This window comes from Stenotrophomonas sp. STEN035, assembly GCF_056759935.1.
The window spans coordinates 21,158-45,009 of sequence record NZ_JBRRDY010000034.1; the positions used below are offsets into that span (position 1 = coordinate 21,158).

25 protein-coding genes are annotated in these 23,852 nt (G+C 64.7%); 13 read left to right on the forward strand and 12 right to left on the reverse strand.

The window, feature by feature from the left end:
- Nucleotides 1-194: 194 nt before the first annotated feature.
- Together ACVOLL_RS16540 and ACVOLL_RS16545 are read left to right on the forward strand one after the other, a co-directional pair.
- Nucleotides 195-470 (forward strand): YcgL domain-containing protein, encoded by a 276-nt coding sequence (locus ACVOLL_RS16540; protein WP_481513878.1) that lies wholly within the window; start codon nt 195-197, stop codon nt 468-470.
- Nucleotides 463-3,798: an ankyrin repeat domain-containing protein gene (locus tag ACVOLL_RS16545; RefSeq protein WP_481513879.1), complete on the forward strand. Its 3,336-nt coding sequence runs from the start codon at nt 463-465 to the stop codon at nt 3,796-3,798. The genes ACVOLL_RS16540 and ACVOLL_RS16545 overlap by 8 nt, the downstream gene beginning before the upstream one ends.
- 66 nt (nt 3,799-3,864) lie before the next feature.
- Here the strand turns inward: ACVOLL_RS16545 and ACVOLL_RS16550 are convergent, their stop codons facing one another.
- Nucleotides 3,865-4,293 (reverse strand): hypothetical protein, encoded by a 429-nt coding sequence (locus ACVOLL_RS16550; protein ID WP_481513880.1) that lies wholly within the window; start codon nt 4,291-4,293, stop codon nt 3,865-3,867.
- A gap of 143 nt (nt 4,294-4,436) precedes the next feature.
- On the opposite strand from ACVOLL_RS16550, the gene ACVOLL_RS16555 reads away from it, so the two are divergent.
- From ACVOLL_RS16555 to ACVOLL_RS16570, 4 genes are all read left to right on the forward strand, one after another.
- Complete coding sequence (locus ACVOLL_RS16555; RefSeq protein ID WP_481509186.1) at nt 4,437-4,685, forward strand: hypothetical protein; 249 nt, start codon at nt 4,437-4,439, stop codon at nt 4,683-4,685.
- A gap of 110 nt (nt 4,686-4,795) precedes the next feature.
- Nucleotides 4,796-5,710 (forward strand): bestrophin family protein, encoded by a 915-nt coding sequence (locus tag ACVOLL_RS16560; RefSeq protein WP_481513881.1) that lies wholly within the window; start codon nt 4,796-4,798, stop codon nt 5,708-5,710.
- Between the two features lie 30 nt (nt 5,711-5,740).
- Nucleotides 5,741-6,730, forward strand: a complete 990-nt coding sequence (gene hemB, locus ACVOLL_RS16565) for a porphobilinogen synthase (RefSeq protein WP_481513882.1) — start codon at nt 5,741-5,743, stop codon at nt 6,728-6,730.
- Nucleotide 6,731: 1 nt separating this feature from the next.
- Nucleotides 6,732-7,013, forward strand: coding sequence for an SHOCT domain-containing protein (locus tag ACVOLL_RS16570; protein ID WP_481513883.1), 282 nt, complete (start codon nt 6,732-6,734; stop codon nt 7,011-7,013).
- Nucleotides 7,014-7,254: 241 nt separating this feature from the next.
- On the opposite strand, the gene ACVOLL_RS16575 is transcribed toward ACVOLL_RS16570, so the two are convergent.
- A complete protein-coding gene (locus ACVOLL_RS16575; RefSeq protein ID WP_481513884.1) occupies nt 7,255-8,133 on the reverse strand; it encodes a TolB-like protein in 879 nt (292 codons plus the stop codon).
- Between the two features lie 52 nt (nt 8,134-8,185).
- Here ACVOLL_RS16575 and aroE point away from each other — a divergent pair, with 52 nt between their 5' ends.
- From aroE to ACVOLL_RS16595, 4 genes are all read left to right on the forward strand, one after another.
- A complete protein-coding gene (gene aroE / locus ACVOLL_RS16580) occupies nt 8,186-9,034 on the forward strand; it encodes a shikimate dehydrogenase (protein WP_282269333.1) in 849 nt (282 codons plus the stop codon).
- A 35-nt stretch (nt 9,035-9,069) separates the two neighbouring features.
- A complete protein-coding gene (locus ACVOLL_RS16585; protein ID WP_481513885.1) occupies nt 9,070-9,399 on the forward strand; it encodes a hypothetical protein in 330 nt (109 codons plus the stop codon).
- Nucleotides 9,400-9,473: 74 nt separating this feature from the next.
- Nucleotides 9,474-11,573 (forward strand): ATP-dependent DNA helicase DinG, encoded by a 2,100-nt coding sequence (gene dinG / locus ACVOLL_RS16590; RefSeq protein ID WP_481513886.1) that lies wholly within the window; start codon nt 9,474-9,476, stop codon nt 11,571-11,573.
- Nucleotides 11,574-11,656: 83 nt separating this feature from the next.
- Entirely contained in the window at nt 11,657-12,085 is a 429-nt protein-coding gene (locus ACVOLL_RS16595; RefSeq protein ID WP_481513887.1) for a hypothetical protein, read from the forward strand.
- 813 nt (nt 12,086-12,898) lie between these two features.
- Here ACVOLL_RS16595 and ACVOLL_RS16600 read toward each other — a convergent pair.
- The 5 genes from ACVOLL_RS16600 to ACVOLL_RS16620 all read right to left on the reverse strand — a co-directional run bounded on the left by ACVOLL_RS16600 (nt 12,899) and on the right by ACVOLL_RS16620 (nt 17,291).
- Nucleotides 12,899-13,279: a DUF1761 domain-containing protein gene (locus ACVOLL_RS16600; RefSeq protein WP_481513888.1), complete on the reverse strand. Its 381-nt coding sequence runs from the start codon at nt 13,277-13,279 to the stop codon at nt 12,899-12,901.
- Nucleotides 13,280-13,412: 133 nt separating this feature from the next.
- On the reverse strand, nt 13,413-14,594 hold the full coding sequence (gene hmpA / locus ACVOLL_RS16605) for an NO-inducible flavohemoprotein (RefSeq protein WP_481513889.1): 1,182 nt from the start codon (nt 14,592-14,594) through the stop codon (nt 13,413-13,415).
- A gap of 312 nt (nt 14,595-14,906) precedes the next feature.
- Nucleotides 14,907-15,173 (reverse strand): hypothetical protein, encoded by a 267-nt coding sequence (locus ACVOLL_RS16610; RefSeq protein WP_282272864.1) that lies wholly within the window; start codon nt 15,171-15,173, stop codon nt 14,907-14,909.
- A gap of 63 nt (nt 15,174-15,236) precedes the next feature.
- The gene (locus ACVOLL_RS16615) at nt 15,237-15,821 is read right to left on the reverse strand and encodes a YdeI/OmpD-associated family protein (RefSeq protein ID WP_481513890.1); all 585 of its coding nucleotides are present in this window, start codon (nt 15,819-15,821) and stop codon (nt 15,237-15,239) included.
- Nucleotides 15,822-15,914: 93 nt separating this feature from the next.
- Nucleotides 15,915-17,291, reverse strand: a complete 1,377-nt coding sequence (locus ACVOLL_RS16620; RefSeq protein ID WP_481513891.1) for an amino acid permease — start codon at nt 17,289-17,291, stop codon at nt 15,915-15,917.
- 141 nt (nt 17,292-17,432) lie between these two features.
- Between ACVOLL_RS16620 and ACVOLL_RS16625 the strand changes: the two genes are divergently transcribed.
- A complete protein-coding gene (locus ACVOLL_RS16625) occupies nt 17,433-18,182 on the forward strand; it encodes a hypothetical protein (RefSeq protein WP_481513906.1) in 750 nt (249 codons plus the stop codon).
- Nucleotides 18,183-18,186: 4 nt separating this feature from the next.
- Here the strand turns inward: ACVOLL_RS16625 and ACVOLL_RS16630 are convergent, their stop codons facing one another.
- The 5 genes from ACVOLL_RS16630 to ACVOLL_RS16650 form a co-directional block, all read right to left on the reverse strand.
- Nucleotides 18,187-18,765, reverse strand: coding sequence for a methyltransferase family protein (locus ACVOLL_RS16630; RefSeq protein ID WP_481513892.1), 579 nt, complete (start codon nt 18,763-18,765; stop codon nt 18,187-18,189).
- Nucleotides 18,766-18,950: 185 nt separating this feature from the next.
- A complete protein-coding gene (locus ACVOLL_RS16635; RefSeq protein ID WP_481513893.1) occupies nt 18,951-20,093 on the reverse strand; it encodes a nitrilase-related carbon-nitrogen hydrolase in 1,143 nt (380 codons plus the stop codon).
- Between the two features lie 338 nt (nt 20,094-20,431).
- The gene (locus tag ACVOLL_RS16640) at nt 20,432-20,938 is read right to left on the reverse strand and encodes a hypothetical protein (RefSeq protein ID WP_296247456.1); all 507 of its coding nucleotides are present in this window, start codon (nt 20,936-20,938) and stop codon (nt 20,432-20,434) included.
- 46 nt (nt 20,939-20,984) lie between these two features.
- A complete protein-coding gene (locus ACVOLL_RS16645) occupies nt 20,985-21,344 on the reverse strand; it encodes a hypothetical protein (protein ID WP_296247458.1) in 360 nt (119 codons plus the stop codon).
- Nucleotides 21,341-22,528 (reverse strand): class I SAM-dependent methyltransferase, encoded by a 1,188-nt coding sequence (locus tag ACVOLL_RS16650; protein WP_481513894.1) that lies wholly within the window; start codon nt 22,526-22,528, stop codon nt 21,341-21,343. Before ACVOLL_RS16650 ends, ACVOLL_RS16645 begins: the two co-directional genes overlap by 4 nt.
- A 151-nt stretch (nt 22,529-22,679) precedes the next feature.
- Between ACVOLL_RS16650 and ACVOLL_RS16655 the strand changes: the two genes are divergently transcribed.
- A complete protein-coding gene (locus ACVOLL_RS16655; RefSeq protein WP_481513895.1) occupies nt 22,680-22,856 on the forward strand; it encodes a hypothetical protein in 177 nt (58 codons plus the stop codon).
- 115 nt (nt 22,857-22,971) lie between these two features.
- Nucleotides 22,972-23,823: a DUF1838 family protein gene (locus ACVOLL_RS16660; protein ID WP_481513896.1), complete on the forward strand. Its 852-nt coding sequence runs from the start codon at nt 22,972-22,974 to the stop codon at nt 23,821-23,823.
- Nucleotides 23,824-23,852: the final 29 nt, after the last annotated feature.

Below are 23,852 nucleotides of genomic sequence, written 5' to 3' on the forward strand. Positions count from 1 at the left end.
GGCGCGAGTATATCGGCAGGTGGCCCCCAGTCGACCTATCAAACTGCGGGTACGCCAGCACATCAACAGAATCTTGATGTAAATGAATGTATAAGACCGTGGCGAATCCAGCTGCGTATTGGCTCGCCGCCTTTCAACAGCGCCAGATTTCCGACACAATCTCTGACTCTCAATGCAGGGCAAAGCCCGCTGGCATGCAAGCTTACGTCTATAAAAGCCAACGCAAGCAGGACACCTACGTGTACCTCGCCAAGCGTGATGATTTCGAAGTGATCCCGGCCGTGCTGGGCAACACCTTGGCCCCTTATACCTTCGTGCTGGAGGTGGCGCTGACGCCCGAACGTCGCCTGGCCCAGGCCGATGTCGCGTTGGTGCGCGCCAACCTGACTGAACGTGGTTTCCACCTGCAGGCACCGCCGTTGCCGTTGGCCCCGGTGAAGATCGCCCGCATCGACGGTCGCGATGACTGAAGCATTGCGCAGCCGCGTAGTTGTCGCCGCGCTGGGCCTGGGGGTGTTGCTGACCCTGGCCACGGCGTTCGGTGGCGTGGTCGCGGCTGTGTGTGGCGTGCTGGCCCAGCCCGCCTTCGCCTTGGCGGTGTCATGGTGGCGGCGTACCCGCACGGTGACGCCGTCGCTGGCCGTACTCAAACGTGAACTGCCAGGCCTGCTGGGGCTGTGGACCGGTGGCGCGGCGGTGGTTGCGGTACTGGTGTCCTGGCCGTTGGCGGCGCTGCATGACAGCGGCAGCCTGGCGGCGGTGTTGGCATTGAGCATCGCGGTCAGCGTGGCGTTGTTGGCGCTGTGGCGTACCTGGCCGCTATGGCAGGCGATGGAGCGCGAGGACAGCTCGCTGCGCACACAATGGCAGGCCCTGAGCGGGCGAAATCTTGATTCATGGCACGGTCTGGGCGCAGCAGCGGTGGTGTTGCTGTTGTGCGCGGCCATCGTCGCAGCGGCCTGGCCGGGTCTGGTCGGCGCGGCCTTGCGTTGGCCCTTGGCCATTGCCACAGCGGTCGTCGCGCCGTTGCTGCATCACCTGCTGCAGTCGATGCGCAGCGCGCCGGTTGCCGGCGCCAGCAAGGCTGGCGACGTACAGCAGCCCGCATTTAACCCATTTGCCGAAGCGCTGGCCGAACCGGCACCGCTGGAGCCCATCGCCCAGCATGAGCTGGTTCCACAGCTGTATGACGCTGCACGCGGTGGCCGCATTGATCGCGCCCTGCAGCTGCTGGATGCCGGTGCCGATCCGCATGCGCCGGCCCCGGCCGAGTCGCGCGACCAGCGTAGCCTGGCGGTACTGGCGGCGGTGCTGCCGGATCTGCGCCTGCTGCGTGCGCTGATCAGCCGCGGCGTCGACGTCAACCAGGCGCACAAAGGCATGACGCCGCTGCTGGCGGCGACCCGCGACAGCTGGCACGGGCGTCCGGAAGCGGTGATGACCTTGCTGGCCAACGGCGCCGATCCGCGCACGCCAGATGCCGATGGCAATACGCCGCTGCACCACGCCGCACGCAGTTCCGATCCGGGCGTTGCAGCACTGTTGCGCGATGCCGCGGCCGAGATCGACGCCCTCAACAACGATGGCCACAGCCCGCTGGCGGTGGCCTGCCAGGCCGGCAACTGGCGGCTGGGCAAGTTCCTGTTGGAGCGCGGTGCCAAGGTCGAACCGGCCGATGGCGTACCGGTGCTGGTGCAGGCGGCGGCCACCGATGACGATGATCCGGCCGGCGTGCAGCTGCTGCTCAAGCACAAGGCACGGCTGGATGCGCGCGATCGTCAGCGTCGCAGCGCCCTGCACGAGGCCGCCCTGGCTGGCCATGTCGATATCGTTGAAACCCTGCTCAATGCCGGCGCCAATGTCGAGCCGCGCGATGCCGCCGGCCGTACGCCATGGTTGGACGCCGCCGCGCAGGGCAATGCCGCGGTGCTGGAGCGCCTGCTGGCACACAAGCCTGACGTGCATGCCGTCGATGGCGAAGGCAGCAATGCCTTGCTGCTGGCCAGCCGCGCCGAACACGTATCGGCGGCGCTGATCCGCCGCCTGCTGGATCTGGGTATTGCTGCCGATGTGGTCGGCAGCGATGGCCGTCGTGCCATCGAGCACGCCGCCTCAGCCGGCCGTTGGAGCATCGTCTCGCTGCTCGACCCGAGTTACCCGCTGCCAGCTGCAGTCAGCGATGCGGCGGTGGCCAGTGGCGAAGATGGCGATGCTGTGCCGCTACTCAATGACCGCGCGCCGCTGGCCTTGCTGCGTGAAGCGCTGGTGTTCGGCAACGTCGATGGCATGGCGCCCTTGGCCAAGCTGTGCGCGGCCGATGAACTGGGCGGTCTGCTGCACGATCCGGAGCTGGCCCTGCAGCCGCGGGTGGTCGATTGGCTGCTGGCGCACAATGCCGCGCCGGAAATGCTCGACGCCTGCGGCGATACACCGATGTTCGCGTTGCTGTCGCGCGGCGTCGATGCGATCCCGACCCTGCAGGTACTGCTGCAGCGGGGCGTGTCGCCAGCCGGTCGCGGTGGCTTGACCCGTTTCCTTGCCGCCTGCGCGCAGCACGACCACGGCGCCCGCAGCACCGAACAGTTCGCGTTGGAGCTGCTGGAGCGTGGTGCTGATCCGTTTGCCGCTTCGCCGGCCGGTGATCCGGCGCTGTCGCTGGCAGTACGCCTTGGTTGGCTGAAGTTGCAGCAGCACCTGCTGCTCAATGGCGTCGACCGCGAGGCACGCGACAGCCATGGCATGACCGCACTGCATCTGGCCACCGCCCTGGCGCGCGAGTCCGCGCTCAAGCAGCTGGTGCTGCAGGGCGCATCGCCGGATGCACGCGCAGCCGATGGGCAGACGCCGTTGGGCGTTGCGCTGTCCAGTGGCCGTCGTGACCTGGCTGACCTGCTGGACTGGCGCGGCTGGCAGCTGCCGCTGCGCGCGCTGCGTGATGCCGACGTCGCCGCTGCGGCGATGGCCGGCGATGCCGATGCCGTGCGCCGTCTGCTCAATCTTGGTTTTGCCGTCGATGCCGTCGATGCGCAGGGCTGCACCGGCCTGCTGCGTGCGGCTGGCGGCGGTCATGCGACGGTGGTGGACCTGCTGCTGTCTCGCAGTGCCGACCCGCAGCACGCTGCTGCCAGTGGTGCCACGCCGTTGTCGGCGGCGGTAAGCATGCGCCAGACCACGATCGTGGCCGCCCTGCTCAATGCTGGCGCCAAGCTTGAACATCGTCTGCCCGGCGGCGTCACCGTATTGATGTTGTCTGCCGCCTTGGGTCTGCCCGATATCGCCGCGCGCCTGCTCACTGCCGGCGCCGACGTGCATGCCGGCGATGACCAGCAGCTGGCACCGTTGCATTGCGCGGCGCTGTACGGTTTCACCTCGCGTGACCGCACCCGTCTGCTTGCTTTGCTGGATACCTTGCTGCTGGCCGGTGCCGAACCGGACCAGGCCTCGGCGGGCACGGTAACGCCGTTGCTGTTGTTGCTCGGCGCGCGCGCTGAACCGGGCACCGCCTGCGACGAGGGCGTGGTACTGGCGGCCGTGGATCGTCTGCTCGACGAAGAGGTTTCGCTGGACGTACGCGACCCGCGTGGCTTCGGCCCCTTGCACCTGGCTGCACTGCACGGCCTGCCGCAACTGGTGCAGCGCCTGCTGCGTGCCGGTGCCGATCCGGAGATGCGTGATGCGATCAACCGCACCCCGCGCGACATCGCCATCATGCGTGGTTTCATCGACGTAGCCGGCGAATTCGAACCAGCGGTGCCGGGCGTATCGTCGATGGCCCGCTTCCTGCGCGATCACAGCTGATCGCTGCTGCACTCATGACAAGGGCGCCGAACGGCGCCCTTGTCATATCAAGCCCAGCAGGAAAACTTATTTGCCTGCGCCCGGCGGTACCCAGATCGCCACGCCGGCGGCGCGCTTCTGCTGGGTGGGGATGCCAACGCTGAGGCCACCAGCGGTGTGGCGGCCATAGCTGCCCGCGCCTACCGACATGCCGACCGGTGAACCGCCGGAGCCCACGCCCATCAGGATCACGCCGTTGGCGCCGAGTGCGGCGGCCTCGCGCTTGAGCCGGGCAATGGCAGCATCGGTCTGGCCCTGGGTGCCGAAGCCAACCGCGCTGGAGGATTCGAGCTGCGCGATCTCCACCGAACCGACCGGCGGCGTGGAATAGATCTGCACGCTGGCGGGGTCTACCGGTGCGCGGGCCTGGCCCAGCATGACCTTGGAGGTACTGGCGCAGCCGCCTACGGCCAAGGCAACGCCAAGCGATAGTGCGATAGCGAGCGGAAGTTTCATGGTTTCACTCCCCGGTGATCGGTAATTGCGGATGATCCATGGCGCCGGCTGAATCTGTCGAGAACTTCCGGCCAGGGTGAGGGCCTTTTGCTCTGCATGTGTTCCCGGCTATCTTGCAGGCTGTGCCTGGTGGAGGAAAGTACATGGGGCTGATCAGCCTGATCTGGGGCATTGTTGCCTTGCTATGGATGATTTTGGCGTTTATTCCGCTGCTGGGCTGGGGTAATTGGTTCCTGATCCCGTTTGCGGCCGTGGGCGCGATCATCGCCGCCATCGGCCTGTTGTTCACCCATGCCAGCAAGCGCGGCCGGGCCAAGACCGGCCTGCTGCTCAATGCCATCGTCATTGTGGTCGGGGTGATCCGGCTGAGCTTGGGCGGCGGCATCGTCTGAACCTGGGACGGTCCGGGTCGGCGGGGTACCGCCGGGGGGCGTAAAATGCGCGGGCTGGCCGGAAGCTCTCCGGCGCCGTTGGCCCGTTGTGGGCACTGCAACGCTTCCCGATGATCATCCGCCCCCGTCCCACTGGTTGGCAGCTGCTGTATATCCTGCGCGGCTCCATCGTGCCGGCCATCGCCCCCAAGGTGCTGGCGATCGGCGTGCTGGCGGTGCTGGTGGCGGCATTCAGCCGTAGCTGGCACCCGCTGGGTGGCAGCGGTTTGTCGGTGGTGCCATTCACCTTGCTGGGATTGGTGCTGTCGATCTTTCTGAGCTTCCGCAACAACGCCTGCCACGACCGCTGGTGGGAAGGCCGGAAACTGTGGGGGCAGCTCGTCATCGAATCACGCAGCTTCGCCCGTGAGGCCGCTGCCTTGCTTGCCGCCGAGCCGCAGTTGCGCGAGCGCGGCACCCGCCTGGTGATCGGTTTTGCCCACGCGTTGGCCGCACGCCTGCGTGGCCGTGATCAGGCCGCTGTCGCTGCGCCCTGGCTGCAGGCCGACCAGCACGCCGTGCTGGCACGGCAGAACATCGCCGACGGCATGCTGACCCAACTCGCCAGTGAGCTGGCCGTGCCGCTACGCGAAGGCCGCTTGCATCCCTATCTCTACGCCCAGTTCGAGGCACGCCTGCATGCCATGGCCAGCGTGCAGGCGGGCTGTGAGCGCATCTCCGGCACACCGCTGCCGTTCGCCTATACCTTGCTGTTGCACCGCTGCGCATGGCTGTTCTGCGTGCTGCTGCCGTTTGGCCTCGCCGGCGCGCTGGGCTGGGCCACGCCGGTGGTGTCGATGCTGCTGGCCTATGCCTTCTTCGGCCTGGACCAGCTCGGTGAGGAGATGGAAGATCCGTTCGGCACCGAGCCCAATGACCTGCCGCTGGACGCGATGGTGCGTACCATCGAAATCGATCTGCTCGACGCCTTGGGCCACAGTCCGCTGCCCGAGCCACTGCAGCCGCAGGGTTACCGGCTGCAGTAAGCCCCGTTTTCAGTATCAAGGAGTACCGCGATGATGCACCCCCAGTACCGCCCGCGGCGCATGCGCCACGATGAGTTTTCACGCCGCTTGATGCGCGAAAACACGCTGACCAGCAACGACCTGATCTGGCCGGTGTTCGTGCATGAGTTGGAAGGCCGCGCCGCTGTTGCATCGATGCCGGGCGTGGACCGCATGTCCATCGACGAGCTGCTGCGCGAAGCCGAGCAGGCGCTGGAGTTGGGTGTGCCGGTGATCGACCTGTTCCCGGTGATCGACCCGTCGCGCAAGTCGCTGGACGCGGCCGAAGCCTGGAATCCCGACGGCCTGGCGCAGCGTGCAGTGCGCGCGCTGAAGCAACGCTTCCCCGAGCTCGGCGTGATGACCGACGTGGCCTTGGACCCGTACACCACGCATGGCCAGGACGGCATCATCGACGACAGCGGCTACGTGCTCAACGACATCACCGTCGAGGCGCTGGTCAAGCAGTCGCTGTCGCATGCCGAAGCCGGCGTGGACATCATTTCGCCCTCGGACATGATGGACGGCCGCATCGGTGCCATCCGCACCGCGCTGGACGATGCCCGTCATATCAACGCGCGCATCATGGCCTACTCGGCCAAGTACGCCTCGGCCTTCTACGGTCCGTTCCGCGATGCGGTGGGCAGCGCTGGCAGCCTGGGCAAGGCCGACAAGAAGACCTACCAGATGGACCCGGCCAACAGCGACGAAGCCATGCGCGAGATCGCGCTGGACCTGGACGAAGGCGCGGACATGGTGATGGTCAAGCCGGGCATGCCCTACCTGGACATCGTGCGCCGGGTGAAGACCGAGTTCGGCGTGCCGACCTTCGCGTATCACGTCAGTGGTGAGTACGCGATGTTGAAGGCGGCCGCGGCCAATGGCTGGCTGGATGAACGCAAGTGCGTGCTGGAGACCATGATCGGCTTCAAGCGTGCGGGTGCGGATGGTGTGTTGACCTATTACGCGCCGCAGATCGCGCGTTGGCTGAAGGAGGCTTGAGATGAATGTTCCCGGTCTTGAAGGTTACAACTGGGCGGTATGGCTGATCGGCGTATTGCTGTTCGCGGTGGCGATCGGTGTGTTCATCGCCGCCATCGTGCGTGCTGGCAAGCGTCCTCCGCAGCAGCATTCGGCGGCCGAGCGGCTGCAGCGTGAGGCAGCGCAGGGTGGCGGTGTGGATGCCAGGCTGCGTGAGCTGGAGCTGCGTAAGCAGGGCGGGCAGATTGGTGAAGCTGAGTACGAGGCGCTGCGCGCTGCGGTGTTGGCTGGAGCTAAAAGCTAAAAGCTAAAAGCTAAAAGCGGTAGAGCAGAAGCACCCCTCCCCAACCCTCCCCTTCGCTACGCGAAAGGGAGGGAGACACGCGGCAGCACTGCAATTTGCCAGCTCGCATGATCAGCCCCCTCCCTTTGGCCGCAGGCCAAGGGGAGGGTTGGGGAGGGGTGCTTCTGCTCCCTCCCTTTCGCGTAGCGAAGGGGAGGGCTGGGGAGGGGTGAGCTTTTGCTTTTGCTTCAGCGGCAAAACCTCACCGGCACGAATCATCCCCATCAACCAACGGCGCCTTCATCCGGTAAAGATCCATGCCACCAGCCCGTGGCGAGCGCGCCTTGCCACTGACCACCAGCTCTCCGGGCTTGTTGGCATCAATCACCGCGCCACGCGTATCGCCATCAGCGCTGTTGAACGACAAGCCCAGTAGCGACGGCTCAGCCCATTGCCCCTGCCGACACTGCGACAGCCACAGCTGGGCACCGCCAGTCGCATTGGCGCGGGCAAACACCACCGCGCGGCCGCCACCCAGCCAGCTCGCATCCAACTCATCGGCGGCGGAGTTGATGCCGATCAGGGCTGTAGGCGCGGCAAAGCCCTCACCTGCGGCCGGCGCACGCCACAGATCCCAACCGCCGCTGCCACCGCCACGATTGCTGGAGAACAACAGCCGGCCGTCGTCAGCCAGTGCGGGTGAACGTTCGTCCTGCCTGCCGTTCACCGACGGGCCCAGGTTCTGCGGCTGGCCGAGGCTGCCATCGGCGGCGACGGCAGCCCGGTACAGGTCGAAGCCGCCGTGGCCGCCTTTCCGGTTGGAGGCGAAGTAGAGCCAACGGCCATCGGCGCTGAGAAAGGGATCGACCTCATCAGCGGCACTGTTCAAGGCCAGTGGCTGCGGCTCCATCCAGCGCTTGTCGTGCAGGGTCGCCTGCCACAGGTCCCAGCCGCCTGCGCCGCCCTCGCGGTTGCTGGCCCAGATGATGCGCTGCCCGTCCGCCGACAAAGTGGCGCGGATTTCATCTGCACGGGTGGAAACTACCCCCATGCCTTCGATGCCGAACTCGGAAAGCGCCGAGGCAATGGGGCTAAAGGGTAAACTCAGGGTCAGCGCGAGCAGCAAATGACGGGTCCGCATACGGGTCCAGCAAGCAAAGTCGCGTCCAGTCTAGGTCATGCAGAGGATCACAATGAGCGCTCCACGCTACGCAGTTTTCGGCCAGCCCATCGCCCATTCGCAGTCGCCACGTATCCAGTCCGCGTTCGGCAAGGCACATGGCATCGCCGTGGATTACCGCGCCATCGAGGCCTCGCCCGAAGATTTCGTGGCGGCGCTGGAAGCCTTTGCCGCTGACGGCGGCGTCGGCGCCAACGTGACCCTGCCACACAAGGAAGCCGCGTTCGCGCTGTGCACCACCACCACCTCGCGCGCGCATCGCGCCGGTGCGGTCAACACGCTGCTGCGCAAGGGTGATCGCTGGCATGGCGACAATACCGACGGCATCGGCCTGGTGCGCGATCTCACCGGCCGTCACGGTCTGGACCTGCGCGGCCGTCGGGTGCTGCTGCTCGGAGCCGGTGGCGCCGCACGCGGTGTTGCACCGGCGCTGCTGGATGCCGGCATTCTCGAACTGATCGTGGTCAATCGTTCGCCCGAGCGTGCCGACGCGCTGGTCGATGCGATGAGCGAACCGGGCCGCGCCATCTCCGCGTACTGGGATGACCTGCGCGAGCAGGGCGATTTCGAGCTGATCATCAACGCAACCTCGGCCGCGCGCGGCGAGGGCAGCGGTTTCAACCTGCCGCTGTCGCTGGTCAACAGCATGACCACGGCGGTGGACCTGAACTACGGCGAGGCATCGATTCCGTTCCTGGCCTGGGCGCGGGCGGCAGGCTGCCGCAACAGCTTCGATGGCCTTGGCATGCTGGTCGAGCAGGCCGCCGAGAGCTTCCAGCAATGGCATGGCATGCGCCCGGAGACCGATGCGATCTACGCCGAACTGCGTGCCGGCGACGCGCTGTTGGTCACCGCGGACTGAGGCCGGACATGGAACCTACGGAATTGCTGACTACCTTGTTGGTTTCCATCGGCTACCGACTGCCGATCCTGATTGCCCTTGGCGTTGCCATGGTGATGTTGCTCGACGCCCCGCGCGGCAAGGTGCGTAGCGTGGCGTTGTCAGCGCTGGCCTTGCTGCTGGTAGTGACCATGATTGGCGGCGTGCTGACTGCTTCGCCATTGCTGTTCATCGCAATGGGGCGGTATGACGGACTAAGTTCGCTGAATACGGTGTTCACTATTGCCCATTTCGCTTTTTCACTGCTGGAAGCGACGGGCTACATCATGCTGGCCTGGGCGCTCGTGCAGGCCCTGCGGCGGCCACAGGCTCCCGGTAAACCCTGAGCCGGCAACGCATTCGGTGAATGCGGGCGGGTATGGGAAAATACCCGCCTTGATTGAGCTGCTGGCAGGTTGGCGTGACGGAAAAAGTAGAAGCACCACGGGCGCTGACCGAGGACATCAAAACCGGCATCCGTGACGCTTACAGCAAGCTGCAGGCAAACACGCCGGGCTTCAGCACGCGCCGCTCGCAGAGCCAGATGATAGGCGTGGTGTCGCGTGCGCTGGGCACCGGTGGCGTCGGTGTGGTGGAAGCACCTACCGGCGTCGGCAAGAGCCTGGGCTACCTCACCGCCGGCGTGCCGATCGCGCTGGCCAGCAAGAAGAAGCTGGTGATCAGCACCGGCACCGTGGCCTTGCAGTCGCAGCTGGTCGAGCGCGACATCCCCAACTTCCTCAAGTCCACCGGCCTGCAGGCCACCGTTGCGCTGGCCAAGGGCCGCACCCGCTACCTGTGCACCCGCAATGCCGCCGAAGCGCAGGGCGAGGGCGTGCAGGAAGGCATGTTCGGCGACGACGTGCAGCTCTACGACCGGCCACTGGCGCCGATTGAAATGGACGTTGCCGAAAAGCTGACCAAGGCCTTCATCGAGGGCCGCTGGAACGGCGATCTGGACAACGCGCCGGAGAACGTCACTCCCACGCTGCGCATGCGCATCACCACGCCGGCCTCGGCCTGCGCCGGGCGTCGCTGCGCGTATTCGGCGCAATGTCCGGTATTGCGTGCACGCACCGAAGTGCGTGATGCACAGATCATCGTCACCAACCATGCGCTGCTGTTGTCGGCCCTGTCGCTGGGCGATAGCGACAGCGGCCAGCCCCTGATCGCGCCGCCCGGCGACATGCTGCTGGTGCTGGACGAAGGCCACCACATCGGCAACGTCGCCATCGACCAGGGGGCAGCCAACCTGCCGCTGGACGACATGGCCAAGCGCACCGGCCGCCTGCAGATCCTGATTGCCGGCGCCTACCGCGCAGTGGACAAGGACAAGATCGGCAACCTGTTGCCGAACGAAGCCATCGATGTGGCGTCACGGGTGAGCAAACTGCTCAAGGCGTTCCGCGACGAGATCGGCAATGTCTGGATTCCGCAGCCCGATGACCGCGAGCCGATGTGGCGCGCCGCCAATGGCCGCCTGCCCGAATCCTGGCGCCAGCCGATCGAAGTGCTGGCCGATGAAACCCGCACCCTGCTCAACTGGGCAACGGCGGCGGCCTCGGCGGTGGCCAAGGGCAAGCAGGATGATCCGGCGGTCGAGCGCCTGCAGCGCAACCTGGGCATGGCCCAGGAAATGGTCGAGCAGCAGTACAACCTGTGGGCCGGCTGGCGCCGCGAGGACAAGGAGGGCCAGCCGCCGATCGCGCGCTGGGTGACCATGTCACGCGATGGCGACTACATCCTGCACTGCTCGCCGGTATCGGCGGCGATGGTGCTGCGCAAGCTGCTGTGGGATGAAGTGGACTCGGTGGTGATGACCTCGGCGACGCTGACCGGTGGCGGCGATTTCCAGTCGCTGGCGATCGACAACGGCATTCCCGAAGAAGCGGAGATGGTGTCGCTTGCCTCACCGTTCGACCTGCCGAACCAGGCCGAGTTGATCGTGCCGCAGTTTCCGGTGACGCCGGATGACCGCGAGCGTCATCCCAAGGAAGTCGCCAAGTATCTGGCCAGCGAGCTGGATTGGGACAAGGGCAGCATGGTGTTGTTCACCTCGCGCTGGAAGATGGAAAAGGTAGCCGAGCTGATGCCGGCGACGCTGCGCAAGAAGATCCTTGTGCAGGGCGACGGTGCCAAGCAGAAAATGATCGACCAGCACATCAAGCGCACCAGTGAAGGCGAGGGCTCGGTGTTGTTTGGCTTGAACTCGTTTGGTGAAGGCCTGGACCTGCCGGGCGAGGCCTGCACCACGGTAGTGATCACCCAGGTGCCGTTCGCGGTGCCAACCGATCCGCAGACCTCGACGCTGAGCGAATGGTTCGAGAGCCGTGGTCTGAACTCGTTCAACCTGATCGCGATCCCGCATGCATTGCGCACCTTGACCCAGTTTTCCGGGCGCTTGATTCGCACCTCAACCGATACCGGGCGGGTGATCATCCTGGATTCGCGCCTGCTGACGCGCAGGTATGGCAAGCGCATCATTGATTCCCTGCCACCGTTCAAACGGGTTATTGGTTGAGGTTGGGGAGAGGGGGAGCCCTTCGCTGGAACATCCCTGCTCCAACCCGTAAAGTGCGCCACCTTCCATTACTCCAGACAACCATGGCCACCCCTCCCGCAAGCTTCCCCTGGGCACCGCAACTGCAGCGACTGCAGCAGCGCGATGGCGCACTGGCGCTGTTGGGTACGCACGCAATGTTCGCTGCCGAAGGCGATGCGCTGACTGCTGCGGGTTTGGCGCTGGAGCAGCTGTTGTTGGCGGGTGAGAGTCAGCTCAAGGCAGACACCGATGTTGGTCTTGTCGCCGATGAGCTGCGTCGCTACCAGAAGTTCGCACCACCGGGCCGTCCCTCCGTGCAGATCGTGCAATTGCGTCGACAGCAGTCGGCGGTGCAGCAGGCGCAGCGTATCGCGCGGCAGACGTTCATCCGCAACGCTGATGGCTTTGCGCGGGCGCTGGGGTTGGACGTGCCGCAGAAGCTGGGTGTAGTTGAAACCGTGATGCGCTGGCTACGCGCAAACCTAGCGTAACGCCGCTTCGCCCCCTCCCTTGCGCAAAGCGCAGGGGAGGGTTGGGGAGGGGTAGCAGTTGCTTGTGCTTTTTGCTTCGGCCTTTGACTTACCGGGTCCCTTCCGCAGCGACGGAGCCAGTGGGAAGAACCCGAAGGGCGACGTGCATGGATGCACGTCGTTTTTTGCCACGACAGGGATGTCGTGTCGAAAAATCCCGCTGGCGGAGTGGACCCGCGTCGCGTAGCGGCGTGGGCGCGTAGGCAGGGTGTGCTTGACCAGCCATTCGGCTGTTGAAAAAGCACTTCTTTGGGCCACGTTTCTTTGCACAAGCAAATAAGAGCTCTTCAACAGCCGAATGGCTGGTCAAGGTGCGCTCGCGCGCCGTAGGCGGGCGAAAGCTCTGCACTTGTATTTGCTTTGGTTTTGCAGACAGCGACAGCAACAACGGAAGCCAAGGCTTTCTCTCCCCTTCGGGGAGCGAGTTACTTTTCTTTGCTTGTGCAAAGAAAAGCTAACCAAAAGAAAGCACACCCTGCCTACGCGCCTTCCGCGCTGCGCGCTCCAGGTCCACTCCGCTGCCGGGATTTTTCGACGATACGTCCTTGTATCGTCGAAAAACGACGTGCGTCCTGCACGTCGCCCCATGCGGGGTCTTGTCCGTCAGCTCCGTCGCTGCGGAAGGGGCCCGGTAGAGCAAAGTCAAAATCCACTGCAACTGCAACTGCAACTGCAACTGCAACTGCCGAAGCTACCCCTCCCCGACCCTCCCCTTGCCTGCGGCAAAGGGAGGGGGCTAGAGCAACAGCAACAGCGGCGGCTGTTAGTGCTGGCTTAGTGCCACAGGCCCAGGATCAGGCCGAACAGCACGAACTGTGCGGTGTGGTAGCCGCCGTCGATCGCCCACAGTTTTCCACTGCGCTGGGCGAACTGGTAGTTGATGCCGAAGCTCGCCGCGACCATGCCGAAGCCGGCGACCAGACCGCATAGCAAGGCCTTGCGCAGCTCTGGCTGCGGGCCGACAAACCAGGCGAAGGCAAATGCCGCCACCAGCGAGAACACAAAGGCCACACCGAAGACCTTGCCCGGATGTCCCTGCGGTACTTCGCCGCCGTTCTCACGGTTCCAGGCACGGCCGAACAGGACGGGTGAGTACCACAAGCCGCCCAGCAGGAAGCTCGATACAGCGGCCAACACCACGGCATAAACGTTCATGCGTATCCCCCTGAGCAGTGAGCGATGCCGCATCCTAGCGCTGTCGCATACGCTTGCGTAGCCGCCACGACAAAGAAGACCGGCGGGTTTCCCCGCCGGCCTCCTACCTCTCACACTTTTGCGGCTGTGCCGCTCAGGCTTCCAACGCTGCAGCTGGGCCAAAGAACTCGTAACGGCTCTGCGCTTCCGGCACGCCTACCTCACGCAGCAGCTTCTTCACCTGCGCCATGAACGGCTTCGGGCCAAGGAAGTAAGCATCCATGTCGCGCTCGGCCGGCAACCACTGCTCCAGCAGCTCGAGGCTGAGGAAACCTTCGGCATCGCCAGCATCACCAGGCAGTGCTTCGCTGTAGCAGGTGTAGCTGCGCAGCTGCGGGTGCAGTTTCCGCTTGTCGGCGATGAACTCACGGAACGCATGTACGTCGCCATTGCGCGCGCAATGGATGAAGTGCACCTGGCGACCGCTGGCCAACGCCTGCTCCAGCATCGGCAGGGTCGGGGTGATGCCGACGCCACCGCTGATGAAGGCCACCGGGCGCTCGCTGGCAACCAGGGTGAAGTCACCGGCCGGGGCGAACAGCTCCAGCGTGTCGCCGACCTGTACGTTGTCGTGCAGGTGATTGGAAACCTTGCCGTTGCCTTCGCGCTTGACGCTGATGCGGTAGCCGACGCCATTGGCTGCGCGCGACAGGGAATAGTTGCGGCGGGTTTCCTCGCCGTCGAGTTCCAGCTTCATGCCGATGTACTGGCCGGGCTTGAAGTCCACCACTGCGCCGCCGTCGGCCGGCACCAGGTGGAAAGAGGTGATTTCCGCACTTTCGGCTACCTTCTCGGCAACGCGGAACGTGCGCGCGCCGCGCCAGCCGCCCGGGGCCTTTTCATTGGCTGCGTAGACTTCTTCCTCGGCGCCGATCAGCAGGTCGGCCAGCATCTGGTAGGCCGCGCCCCAGGCGTCGATGATCTCGTCGGTGGCAATGTCCGGGCCCAGTACTTCGCGGATCGAGGCCAGCAAGTGGTGGCCGACGATCGGGTAGTGCTCCGGCAGGATCTGCAGGGCAACGTGCTTGTTGACGATCTGCCCCACCAGCGGGCCCAGCGCTTCCAGGCGGTCGATGTGCTTGGCGTACATCAGCACCGAGTTGGCCAGCGCACGCGGTTGGTCGCCACTGCTCTGGTGCTTGGGGTTGAACAGCGGGCGCGCGACATCGCTCTGGCTCAGCATCCGCCCATAGAAATGCTTGGTCAGCGCTTCGCCGCCAGTTTCCAGCAGGGGGACGGTGGCTTTGATCAGGTCACGTTGGGTGGGGCTGAGCATGGTGCGAACTATCCGGCTTCGGGGGTAGCTCCATGTTCCGCGCAGTGGGCTGGCTTTCTCGATGACAAAAATCAAGCAGCCGCCCGATTGTAGTGCCGAGCCATGCTCGGTAAGGGGCTTCACCCGCGGATGTAGGAGCGGCGTAAGCCGCGAAGCCACAGCTGCGTCAGGCAGCGAAAAGCCACCCCTCCCCAACCCTCCCCTTGGCTTCGCCAAAGGGAGGGAGCAAGCGCGTAGTGCCGAGCCATGCCCGGCATGAGGATTCACCGGGAAAGGCCCTGCCGAGCATGGCTCGGCACTACAGCGGCCCGCTCAGTCCGCTTCGGGACGATTCAGGGCAGCAGTCAATGCCGCGGCGTCTTCGCGGCTGAGGAACAGGTACTCCAGCTCGGCGCTGCCGAACTTGTCCTCCAGTTCCTGCTTGCGCACCGGATGGTTGCCAAAGCGGTAATGGGTGCTGCCGTCATCGATGTTCTCGATGGCGTATACGCCGAACGACGGCGGGTTTGTCAGGGTGCCTTCCAGCCTGACGGACTCAGGGTCGATGGAGCGCTGGATGAGGTCTTCTAGGTCGATCATGGCGTAGCAACAGGACTGATGGGGGGATGTTTGCGGCAAGTGGAATCGCTGGTGCGGTCCACGTCAATGTTTCTCATGTTTCCAGCCGCGGTGCTTGCCATCGGATAACCACTCGATGGCCTGGGCGATCCGCTGCTGGCGGGTGCTGTCGCGTTTGGCTTCACCTATCCATTCCAGATAGTCGCGTTGGTAGCCGGGGCTGAAACCGTCAAAGTGTGCCTTTGCGACGGCTGCACCAGCCAGCGCCTCGGCGAAGGCCGGGGGCATCGGCAAGGGCGCGCGCGGGGCCGCTTTGGGGCGGGTTACGCCTGCATCGATACGTTGCATGGCGGCCCGTAGCTGGGTTGTGAATTCGCGCTTGCCGGGCAGGTCGCCAAGCGACTGCAGGCGACCGTACTGGCCCATGGCCGAGTCATCGCCGCTGCCAGCCTCGCGTTGCCAGAAACCCAGCGTGGCATGCGCCTTGAACGCGGCCATGCCACACAGCAGCTTGCCCTTGTACAGGAACGCCGGCATGCCCCACTTGATGGCTTCCTCAACCGTCGCGCAGCCGCCGTGCACACGCAGGCGGATCTCGTGCAGGATCGGCTGCGCGAAAGCGGCGGCATTGGCGATGTAGTCGTCTACGCGGGGGTCTTGGGTTGGCATGACTGGCCTCGGATGGGCGCAGCCTGCCGTTAGTTTCGCGTTAAAACAAGCCCGCCATGGTCATAGGCGGGCGAACAGCCTGTTCTGGCATGGTCAGGCGCGGTGCGACTTCCTTGCCAGACCGCTGCACAGCGCGATGAAAGCGGTGAAGACGGCCATCGACAGGAACTGCAGGCGGGTTTCCGGGGTGGCCAGCAACAGCGCGAAAATCAGCGCCAGGATCGCCAGTGCCAGCACCGTCAGGTAGGGGAAACCGGCCATGCGGAACGGCAGCGGCGTACCCAGGCGGTCGGCCCGGCGGCGCAGGATCAGCTGCGATACCAGGGTGATGGTCCACACCAGCAGGCAGGTGGAGCCGACCACGTTGAGCAGCACCGGCAACACCTTGTTCGGGTAGATCAGCTCCAGCACGGTGGCGACGAAGCCGAACAGCACGCTGGCCAGGACGGCCACTACCGGCACCTGGCGGGTATTGGTCAGGCCCAGCCAGCGCGGCGCTTCAGCCCGTTCGGCCAGCGAGTAGATCATCCGCGAGGCGCCGTACAGGTTGGCGTTCAGCGCCGACAGCAGGGCGATCACCGCGATCAGGGTGATCGCGGTGGCGGCCCCGGGGATGTTGGCGACCTGCAGCACTGCGGCGAATGGCGATTTCAGGGTCTCGCTGTTCCACGGCACCACCGCGATGATCACGCCGATCGAGCCGATGTAGAACACCAGGATGCGCCAGGCCACGGTGCGGATGGCACGGGCCAGGCTGCGTTCGGGGTCCTGGGTTTCAGCCGCGGCCACGGCCACGATCTCGGTGCCGCCGAAGGCGAAGATCACCACCAGCAGGGCCGCGCCGATGCCGGCCAGGCCCTTGGGCATGAAGCCGTCATGGCCGGTGATGTTGGCCAGGCCGGGTGAGGGCACGTTCGGCAGCAGGCCAAGCAACAGGGCAATGCCGACCAGGATGAAGGCGATGATGGCACCGACCTTGAGGATGGCGAACCAGAACTCGAATTCGCCGAAATTGCGCACGCCCAGCAGGTTGATGGCGGTGAACACCAACATGAAGGCCAACGAGGTCATCGGTACCGACAACTGTGGCCAGACCGTATTGAGCAGGCCGGCTGCACCGACCGATTCAGCTGCGATCACCACCACCAGCTGTGCCCACCACAGCCAGCCCACGGTGGCACCGGCGGTGGCACCCAGCGCGTCGGCCGCATACACCGAGAAAGCACCGCTGGCTGGCCGCGCGGCGGCCATCTCGCCCATGGCGTGCATCATGATGATGACCAGGGTGCCGGCCACCAGGTAGGAGACCAGCACTGCTGGCCCGGCGGCCTGGATGCCCACGCCCGAGCCCAGGAACAGGCCGGCGCCGATCGCGCTGCCCAGCCCCATCATGATCAGCTGGCGCGGCTTGAGCGCGCGTTCCAGCTTGTGCGAAGGGGGGCTGGCCGGGGCGGAAGAAGTGCTGGGCATCGGCGGGTTCTAGGACAAGAAGAGGGCGACACGATACCGCGTCCGCCCGCCGCAGTGGCTGTGCCGTTGGTGGGGATTGGCATGCTGCCGCTACGATGCAGGTTCCGGCGCGCATGTGCGCCTGCAGCAATGGGTGCGCGGATGCGTGGTCTGGATTTCAGTTCCTGGCAGGGCCTGCTGTCGACGGTGGTGGGCCTGGCGATCATCACCCTGATTGGCGTGGGCATCCGCCTGCTGGTGATGCAGGCGGTGCAGCAGAAGCGGGAGGCGGCCAACCGCCAGATCAACGAGCGGCTGAAGACCCTGATTGCTGCCTACAAGACCTTGGGCGGTTCCTTTACAGGCGATCTCAGCGTTGACCCGAGCCACCTGCGCGATCTACGCCGACGTGCTGTCGAACTGGCGCAGGGACAGACCGCTACCACCGCCGACGGTGCCCTGCTGCTGCCGAGCCCGGATCCGGGTGAGGCGGGTGAGCGGGCGCGGCGCATCCGCGATGCGGTGGAGGCGGCGCTGTCGGATGTGATCCTGCTAGGCACCGAGGAGCAGGTGCGGCTGGCCGCGCGCGCTGCCACCGATATGGTCGAGGGCCGGCCGATCCATACCGCCGAGCTGGTGGTGTCACTGCGCGACTTCGTGCGCAGCGTATTGGACCTGGAGGTGATACCGGCTGCGGTCGCCATTCCCCGGCAAGGGCCGTTGCGTCCGGCAGGCAGCGGGGGCGGCAACAAGGGTGCAGGTAAAGGCGCCGAGAGGGACGCCGCTGGTGGTGGCAAAGGCGGTGCCGGTGGCGGTGGCATGGGTGGGATGGGGGCGGGCATGGGCATGGGTGCCGGGCTGGGTTACGGCGCAGGACGCGGTGGTGAGGATGACCCGGAGCGCGGCGCTTGAGGCCTTACAGCAAACCGGGAATCAAGCGTTTGGTGCGTGCCGCATAGGCGCCGTAGGCGGGCCCGAAGTGGGCCGCCAGGAAGCGCTCCTCCTGCCGCAGCTTGACCCAGAACGAGGCGAACACGATTGCCACGGCGATCAGCCCGCGCCAATCGCCAACCATCAAGGCGGTGCCGCTGAACATCAGCAGGAAGCCGCTGTAGATGGGGTTGCGCACATGCGCATACGGGCCGCTGCTGATCAGCTCGTGCGCCTGCTTGATCTGCACGTTGCCGCTCCAGTTGCGCCCCAGCTGCCAGCGCGACCACAACGCGAGTGCGGCACCGGCCGCACACAGCAGCAGACCCAACGTGTAGATCGGCATTGAATGCGCAACGAACTGCTCACGCAGCCAACTGTGGCCGAACCAATGGCCTGGGCCCAGCAGCAGTATCGCGATGATCAACGGCAGCCAGTAGGCCAGGAACTGCCTGGCGCGCGACTCGCTGCGGCTCACCGGTTTGGCGCGCAGTGCGGTGATGGCCCAATAACCAAGCACCACCGCCCAGCACAGCAGCAGGCCGAGATGGAAGACGGTTGGCATTGGCGACTCCGTCGTCGCAGAACGGACACTCAGTTTGGTCCGTGCCGTGTCACCTGCCCGTGAGTTGGATTTGCTGTGGGCAGCACTGCGCGCTGCGTTCTGAAGCGGTCTTGGTTCGATCGGCTGGAATCAGCGGTGGCGCCGGATGAAACAACGGCGCCTTGCGGCGCCGTTGTCGTTTCAACTTACTTCCAGCGCGACTTGCCGCGGATGTAGCGCGCCGCATCTTCCAGCGAAGTGGGCAGGTACTCCGACCACAGGTTCGGCGGATAGGCGTTCTGGTAGCTGTCGTAGACGTCGCGAAACAGATCCATGTGCACGACAGGCTGGCGCTTGCGCGCGCGCAGCTCGGCGATCGGCACGCGGCCCAGTACCAGCGTTTCTTCCTTGCTCTGCGCCTCGGCGACGATCTTGCCGCTGGGGTCGTACAAGGCGGTGCCGCCTGAACCCGGATCGTCGAAGTAGGGGCCGTTGTCCGGCGAGATCGAGTTGTTGACGATGGACGAGTAGACGCCGTTGTACATCGCGCAGGCGGCGACATCCATGTCCGAGAAACCACCCGAGGCAGTACGCAGGAACACTTCGGCGCCCTTGAACGCCATCGCCCGGAACAGCTCCGGCTCACGCTGGGTGGAGCTGGTGCAGATATTGCCCAGCGGCGTACGCGTCACCGGCACCACCGCGTCACGGCCATACATTTCCATGTAGCGGTCGAGCACGTCGTAAGTGGTCGTGGTGAACAGTTCGAAATCCGGGAAGGCGCCCTTGAGGTTGCGCGCCTTCCAGTGCTTGTCCACGATCTCGCCCTTGTCGTTCATGATCGTGGTGATCGACAAGACGTGGCCCGGCCAATCCGGATCGGTGGCGTAGGCACCGAATACGATCCAGGTACCGTACTGGCGTGCCTTTTTGGCGATGGCTTCGGTTTCTTCGCCGGGAATGGTGATGGCGAACTTGAGGATTTCATCGCGGGTCCACTTGCGCCAACCGCTGAGTGGGAACTCGTGGAACTGCAGCAGGTCGGGTTTGGCGTGGTAATGCGCCTTGTCGATGAGCTCGAGCATATGCGCCAGATTGCGCTTGCTGCCGGCCTTCCATTCCCTGGCATCGAAGCTGTGCACGCGCGATTGCACCAGCCCAAGGGTCCAGGCTGGCTTGGCCAGTTCAACCGTGGCGTAGGTGCCGTCGGTATGCTCGTTGAGCGCGTCCGGGCCCTTGCCCATGGCCGCCTGTGCGGGTGCCGAGCTGCCAAGCAGGGCGGGGCCGACGGCGCCGAGTGCGGCCAGGCCGGCGGCGCTGCCGAGGAAATGTCTGCGGGTGTTGCTCATTGCTTGCCTCGATGGATGGGCGGCGTGGATCATCTTGGTTGCAGTTGCAGTTGCAGTTGCAGTTGCAGTTGCAGTTGCAGTTGCAGTTGCAGTTGCTGTTGCTGTTGCTGTTGCAGGTGCAGTTGGTGTTTCAGTTGCAGTTTGTGTTGCTGTTGCTGTTGCTTCTCCCGCTTGCGGGAGAAGGTGCCCCGAAGGGGCGGATGAGGGGAGCTTCTAAAGCTTCTAAAGCTTCTAAAGCTTCAAAAGCCGTCAAAGCGTTTGGTTCGCTTGCCAGGAGCTTCCCCTCACCCCAACCCCTCTCCCGCGCGCGGGAGAGGGGCTCAAGCAAAGGCTGCAGATCAGATCGGGTCGCCGTTGAAGCTCTCGCCCTTGATCTTCTGCCAGTCGCGACTGACGAACTTTTCATCAATCAAAGTGCGCTGCACCAGTACGCCGTTCTTGTACCAATGCCAGATGCGGTTGCGCAGCTGGCCACAGTCGGAAAGCTGGATCATTTCGTACAGCTCCAGGCCTTCCTCGCCCTTGCGCTTCCAGTACAGCATCACCGTGCGGTGGTAATCGTCCAGCGGCACTTCAGCAGCCCAGCCATAGATCAGCTCGTTATCGAAGATGACGCGGCCGAACTCATAGCGGGTCGGGAAGTCGCGCACTTCAACCTTTCCATCGGCCCAGCTGTAATGGTTGGTCTGGTGGTACGGCACGTTCTCGTCGGCAGGAAAGCGGCAGATCAGGCGTGACTTGTGCTCGTCGATCTTGTCGCCGTTGGCATCGTAGTAACGGTAGACGCCGTCCCAGACGCCTTCGTGGCGGGCCAGCAGCGGCAGGTGCAGTTGCATGTTCGGCATTGCGGTTTCCTGTGGTCGTATTGATGTCATCAGTTGAGGCTTGGCCTCATTCGTTGCGAAGTGCATCCATCACTTCTTCCATCGGCACGTCCATAGCACCGCCTTCCACCGCCTCGGTTTCCTGCTGCACGATGCGCAGCACCCGGGCGATGTATTCCTTCATCCACAGCGTGCGCTGTGCCTCGGCCTCACGGTCCGGGCGGAACTGGTCCAGTTCCTCGCGGCTGAGCAGGCCCTTGTGTTCGATCAAGCGTTCCAGCGCATCCAGGCGCTGATGGGTGACCGCGTTCTCCATGGCAATGGCCATGGCGATGGACAGCACGCGTTCCACGTCCGGATCCTTGAAGAAGTACGGCCGCTTGCCGCGGGCGCGGCTGCCGGCCAGGGCGATCGGGTCGATGCTCATGCTTTCCAGGCTCCAAACATGGTCCACAGCGCGGCACGGCCGTGGTCTTCGCCGCTCTCGCTGGCGACCGGGAAGATGTCGCGGTCAACCACGCCGCGGACCTTGGTCTCGAAATAGCGCTCGGCATCGAAGCCGGCCGCAGCCATCATCTGGCGCAGGTCGTACTCGTGCATCACGCTCCAGAACGGCTCGTTGTTGTTGTATGCATCCCAGTCGCGGATGAACTGCTCGTAGGGGTCCATGCCGTGGTATTGCGGCTGTTCCAGATGCGCGGTGAGGCCACCGGTCGCCAGCAGGCGATGGATCTCGCGCAGCTTGCGCGGCATCGCCGTGGCCGAGCTCTCGTGCCAGAACATGGCGGTGGTGATCAGGTCGAACGAACCATCCGCATAGTCCAGCGTTTCGCCATTGGCCTGGCGGAACGTGATGTTGTTGACGTCGAGCGCACGGGCGCGGGCATGCGCATAGCGCAGCATCGGCGCGGCCACGTCGATCGCGATCACTTCGGCATCGGGGAAGGCCTGCGCCAGCGGCACGATGTTGTGGCCGACGGTGCAGCCGATATCGAGGATACGGCGTGGCTTGAACCCGGGATGCTGTTCCTGCAGCCACTGCGCCAAGGCCTGGCCGCCGCCGTCGTTGTAACGGCCGAGCATGCCGCCGGTGGTGGCGAAGATGCCGCAGTCGTAGTTCGCCGCGGCGGACACGTCATCGGCCAGCAGCTCGGTGTGATAGCCGCCGGGCATGCAGTGGATGTCGACCGCGCTGGAGTAACGCGGCACCTGCACCGAGGCATCCAACTGCAGACCGTCGTCGCTGGCGTTGAGTGCGCGGGTTTTCTCGATCAGTGCATCCACCTGCTTGAGCACAAGGCCGCGACCGGCCTGCTGGCGCATCTCCATGCTGCTGCGGCGCAAGGCGCTCCAAGTCTGATAGATCGCATCGCCAGCCATCGCCTTGCGCACTTCATGGCGGGTTTGCGGCGCACGGCCCTTTTCCTTCTCGAAGGCGGGTTTTACCCGACCTTCGTAGGCGACTTTGACCTTGGGACTGAGCTGGGTGGCCAGGTAGCCATTGAGGTTGGCCAGGAAGTCGAAGCGCGCGGTGTCGTCGAGCGCGCTGTCAGGGAACACCGCGTGGCGGCCCACGTGCTGCCAACTGGGGGGCAGGGCTTGCTGGCTCATGGCGATTCCTCGGAAGGCTTCAAGTTCTAAAGTTATATCTATATGTCATGCAGGTCTGGTCGGGGTCAAGCGCCGGTTTGATACCTGCGGCACGGTCCCTGCGGCGGTGGCTGCAGCCCTGCTGACACAGCCCGATTCCCGAATTTCTCAAATGTCCGGACAAAAAGCCAGTGCCGATTTTCATGCTCCGATCGGAAGCTTTTTTGTTGCGAAGCAACATCTTGCGCAGTCTCGCCAGTGGCTCGCGCAGCAAGGTTTTCACGCCGCCCAGCGCTGCCGGGGGATCGCCGACATAGGTTCTACAAATGATTGGACAATCATGTACTAATGATATAGCTATATGTCATCTTCGATGGGTCAGCAGGCCTGTCTTCCGTGGTCCGGAGCAGGCCAGGGCACTGGCTTCATCGCTCCATTTCAACCGGGGGTTGGACGTGATTCGAATGTCATCGGTTTTGCTGGCTGCCGCAATTGCACTTTCGCCACAGGCAAAAGCGCTGGATCTGCAGTCTGAAACGGGCAGCGTCGAGGCAATGGTCAAGCTGCGTTGCTCGCTGGACCCGAAGCAGGAAGAGATCCTGTGGTGGGCCGGTACCTTGTTCGCGCAGGAGCCCGGCAAGAAAGCCGCGCCGCTGATGGGCTTCGAGGGCTACAACATCTGCCGTGCCGAAAAGCAGGCCGATGGTGTGTGGCGCCTGTACACGCGTGAGCTCACCTTCTACCGCGATCTGAAGACCGGCAAGATCATCGACAGCTGGGACAACCCGCTGTCCGGCGAGCGCAACGAGGTCGTGCAGGTTGCCAACGATCCGGTCAACACCGTGCTCAACGCGCCGGGCCGGCCGATGCACCTGCCATGGGTGGAAGCTGGCGACCAGGTGATGCTGACCCTCAACATTCCGCTGGCCTATCCCAACCCGCTGCAGCCTGCCGAATTCCCCGCCGAGTCCAGTGGCCCGACCTATATGGGTTCGGAACACTTCATGTTCTTCGCGCCACGTGCGGACCTGGAAAACCCGGCGTTGAAGAGTGTGCCGGTCACCTATGGCTGGACCCGCATCGGGCCGTGGCTGCCCTGGATGAAGCTGGGCATGCGCCCGGGCAGCCTGTTGTACATCGCGCAGGGCAACAAGCGCGCATCGGTCAGTGAACTGCCGGCCGATATCCAGGAACTCGTGCGTAGCCGTTACCCGGAATACGCGCGCGCACCCGAAACCTGGGTGCAGCCCAACGTCACCAGCTGGAGCGCCTACAAGCAGCTCAAGCAGGGCGCGGCGGCGAAACAGCAGGACTGAAGCACGGAACCACTGGACGGAACCCTCCC

Bases quoted from the DNA above. Each gene is read 5' to 3' on its own strand.
- ACVOLL_RS16540 (WP_481513878.1), top strand. From the start codon at position 195: ATGCAAGCTTACGTCTATAAAAGCCAACGCAAGCAGGACACCTACGTG.
- ACVOLL_RS16545 (WP_481513879.1), top strand. From the start codon at position 463: ATGACTGAAGCATTGCGCAGCCGCGTAGTTGTCGCCGCGCTGGGCCTG.
- ACVOLL_RS16550 (WP_481513880.1), bottom strand. From the start codon at position 4,293: ATGAAACTTCCGCTCGCTATCGCACTATCGCTTGGCGTTGCCTTGGCC.
- ACVOLL_RS16555 (WP_481509186.1), top strand. From the start codon at position 4,437: ATGGGGCTGATCAGCCTGATCTGGGGCATTGTTGCCTTGCTATGGATG.
- ACVOLL_RS16560 (WP_481513881.1), top strand. From the start codon at position 4,796: ATGATCATCCGCCCCCGTCCCACTGGTTGGCAGCTGCTGTATATCCTG.
- hemB (WP_481513882.1), top strand. From the start codon at position 5,741: ATGATGCACCCCCAGTACCGCCCGCGGCGCATGCGCCACGATGAGTTT.
- ACVOLL_RS16570 (WP_481513883.1), top strand. From the start codon at position 6,732: ATGAATGTTCCCGGTCTTGAAGGTTACAACTGGGCGGTATGGCTGATC.
- ACVOLL_RS16575 (WP_481513884.1), bottom strand. From the start codon at position 8,133: ATGCGGACCCGTCATTTGCTGCTCGCGCTGACCCTGAGTTTACCCTTT.
- aroE (WP_282269333.1), top strand. From the start codon at position 8,186: ATGAGCGCTCCACGCTACGCAGTTTTCGGCCAGCCCATCGCCCATTCG.
- ACVOLL_RS16595 (WP_481513887.1), top strand. From the start codon at position 11,657: ATGGCCACCCCTCCCGCAAGCTTCCCCTGGGCACCGCAACTGCAGCGA.
- ACVOLL_RS16600 (WP_481513888.1), bottom strand. From the start codon at position 13,279: ATGAACGTTTATGCCGTGGTGTTGGCCGCTGTATCGAGCTTCCTGCTG.
- hmpA (WP_481513889.1), bottom strand. From the start codon at position 14,594: ATGCTCAGCCCCACCCAACGTGACCTGATCAAAGCCACCGTCCCCCTG.
- ACVOLL_RS16610 (WP_282272864.1), bottom strand. From the start codon at position 15,173: ATGATCGACCTAGAAGACCTCATCCAGCGCTCCATCGACCCTGAGTCC.
- ACVOLL_RS16615 (WP_481513890.1), bottom strand. From the start codon at position 15,821: ATGCCAACCCAAGACCCCCGCGTAGACGACTACATCGCCAATGCCGCC.
- ACVOLL_RS16620 (WP_481513891.1), bottom strand. From the start codon at position 17,291: ATGCCCAGCACTTCTTCCGCCCCGGCCAGCCCCCCTTCGCACAAGCTG.
- ACVOLL_RS16625 (WP_481513906.1), top strand. From the start codon at position 17,433: ATGCGTGGTCTGGATTTCAGTTCCTGGCAGGGCCTGCTGTCGACGGTG.
- ACVOLL_RS16630 (WP_481513892.1), bottom strand. From the start codon at position 18,765: ATGCCAACCGTCTTCCATCTCGGCCTGCTGCTGTGCTGGGCGGTGGTG.
- ACVOLL_RS16635 (WP_481513893.1), bottom strand. From the start codon at position 20,093: ATGAGCAACACCCGCAGACATTTCCTCGGCAGCGCCGCCGGCCTGGCC.
- ACVOLL_RS16640 (WP_296247456.1), bottom strand. From the start codon at position 20,938: ATGCCGAACATGCAACTGCACCTGCCGCTGCTGGCCCGCCACGAAGGC.
- ACVOLL_RS16645 (WP_296247458.1), bottom strand. From the start codon at position 21,344: ATGAGCATCGACCCGATCGCCCTGGCCGGCAGCCGCGCCCGCGGCAAG.
- ACVOLL_RS16650 (WP_481513894.1), bottom strand. From the start codon at position 22,528: ATGAGCCAGCAAGCCCTGCCCCCCAGTTGGCAGCACGTGGGCCGCCAC.
- ACVOLL_RS16655 (WP_481513895.1), top strand. From the start codon at position 22,680: ATGTCCGGACAAAAAGCCAGTGCCGATTTTCATGCTCCGATCGGAAGC.
- ACVOLL_RS16660 (WP_481513896.1), top strand. From the start codon at position 22,972: ATGTCATCGGTTTTGCTGGCTGCCGCAATTGCACTTTCGCCACAGGCA.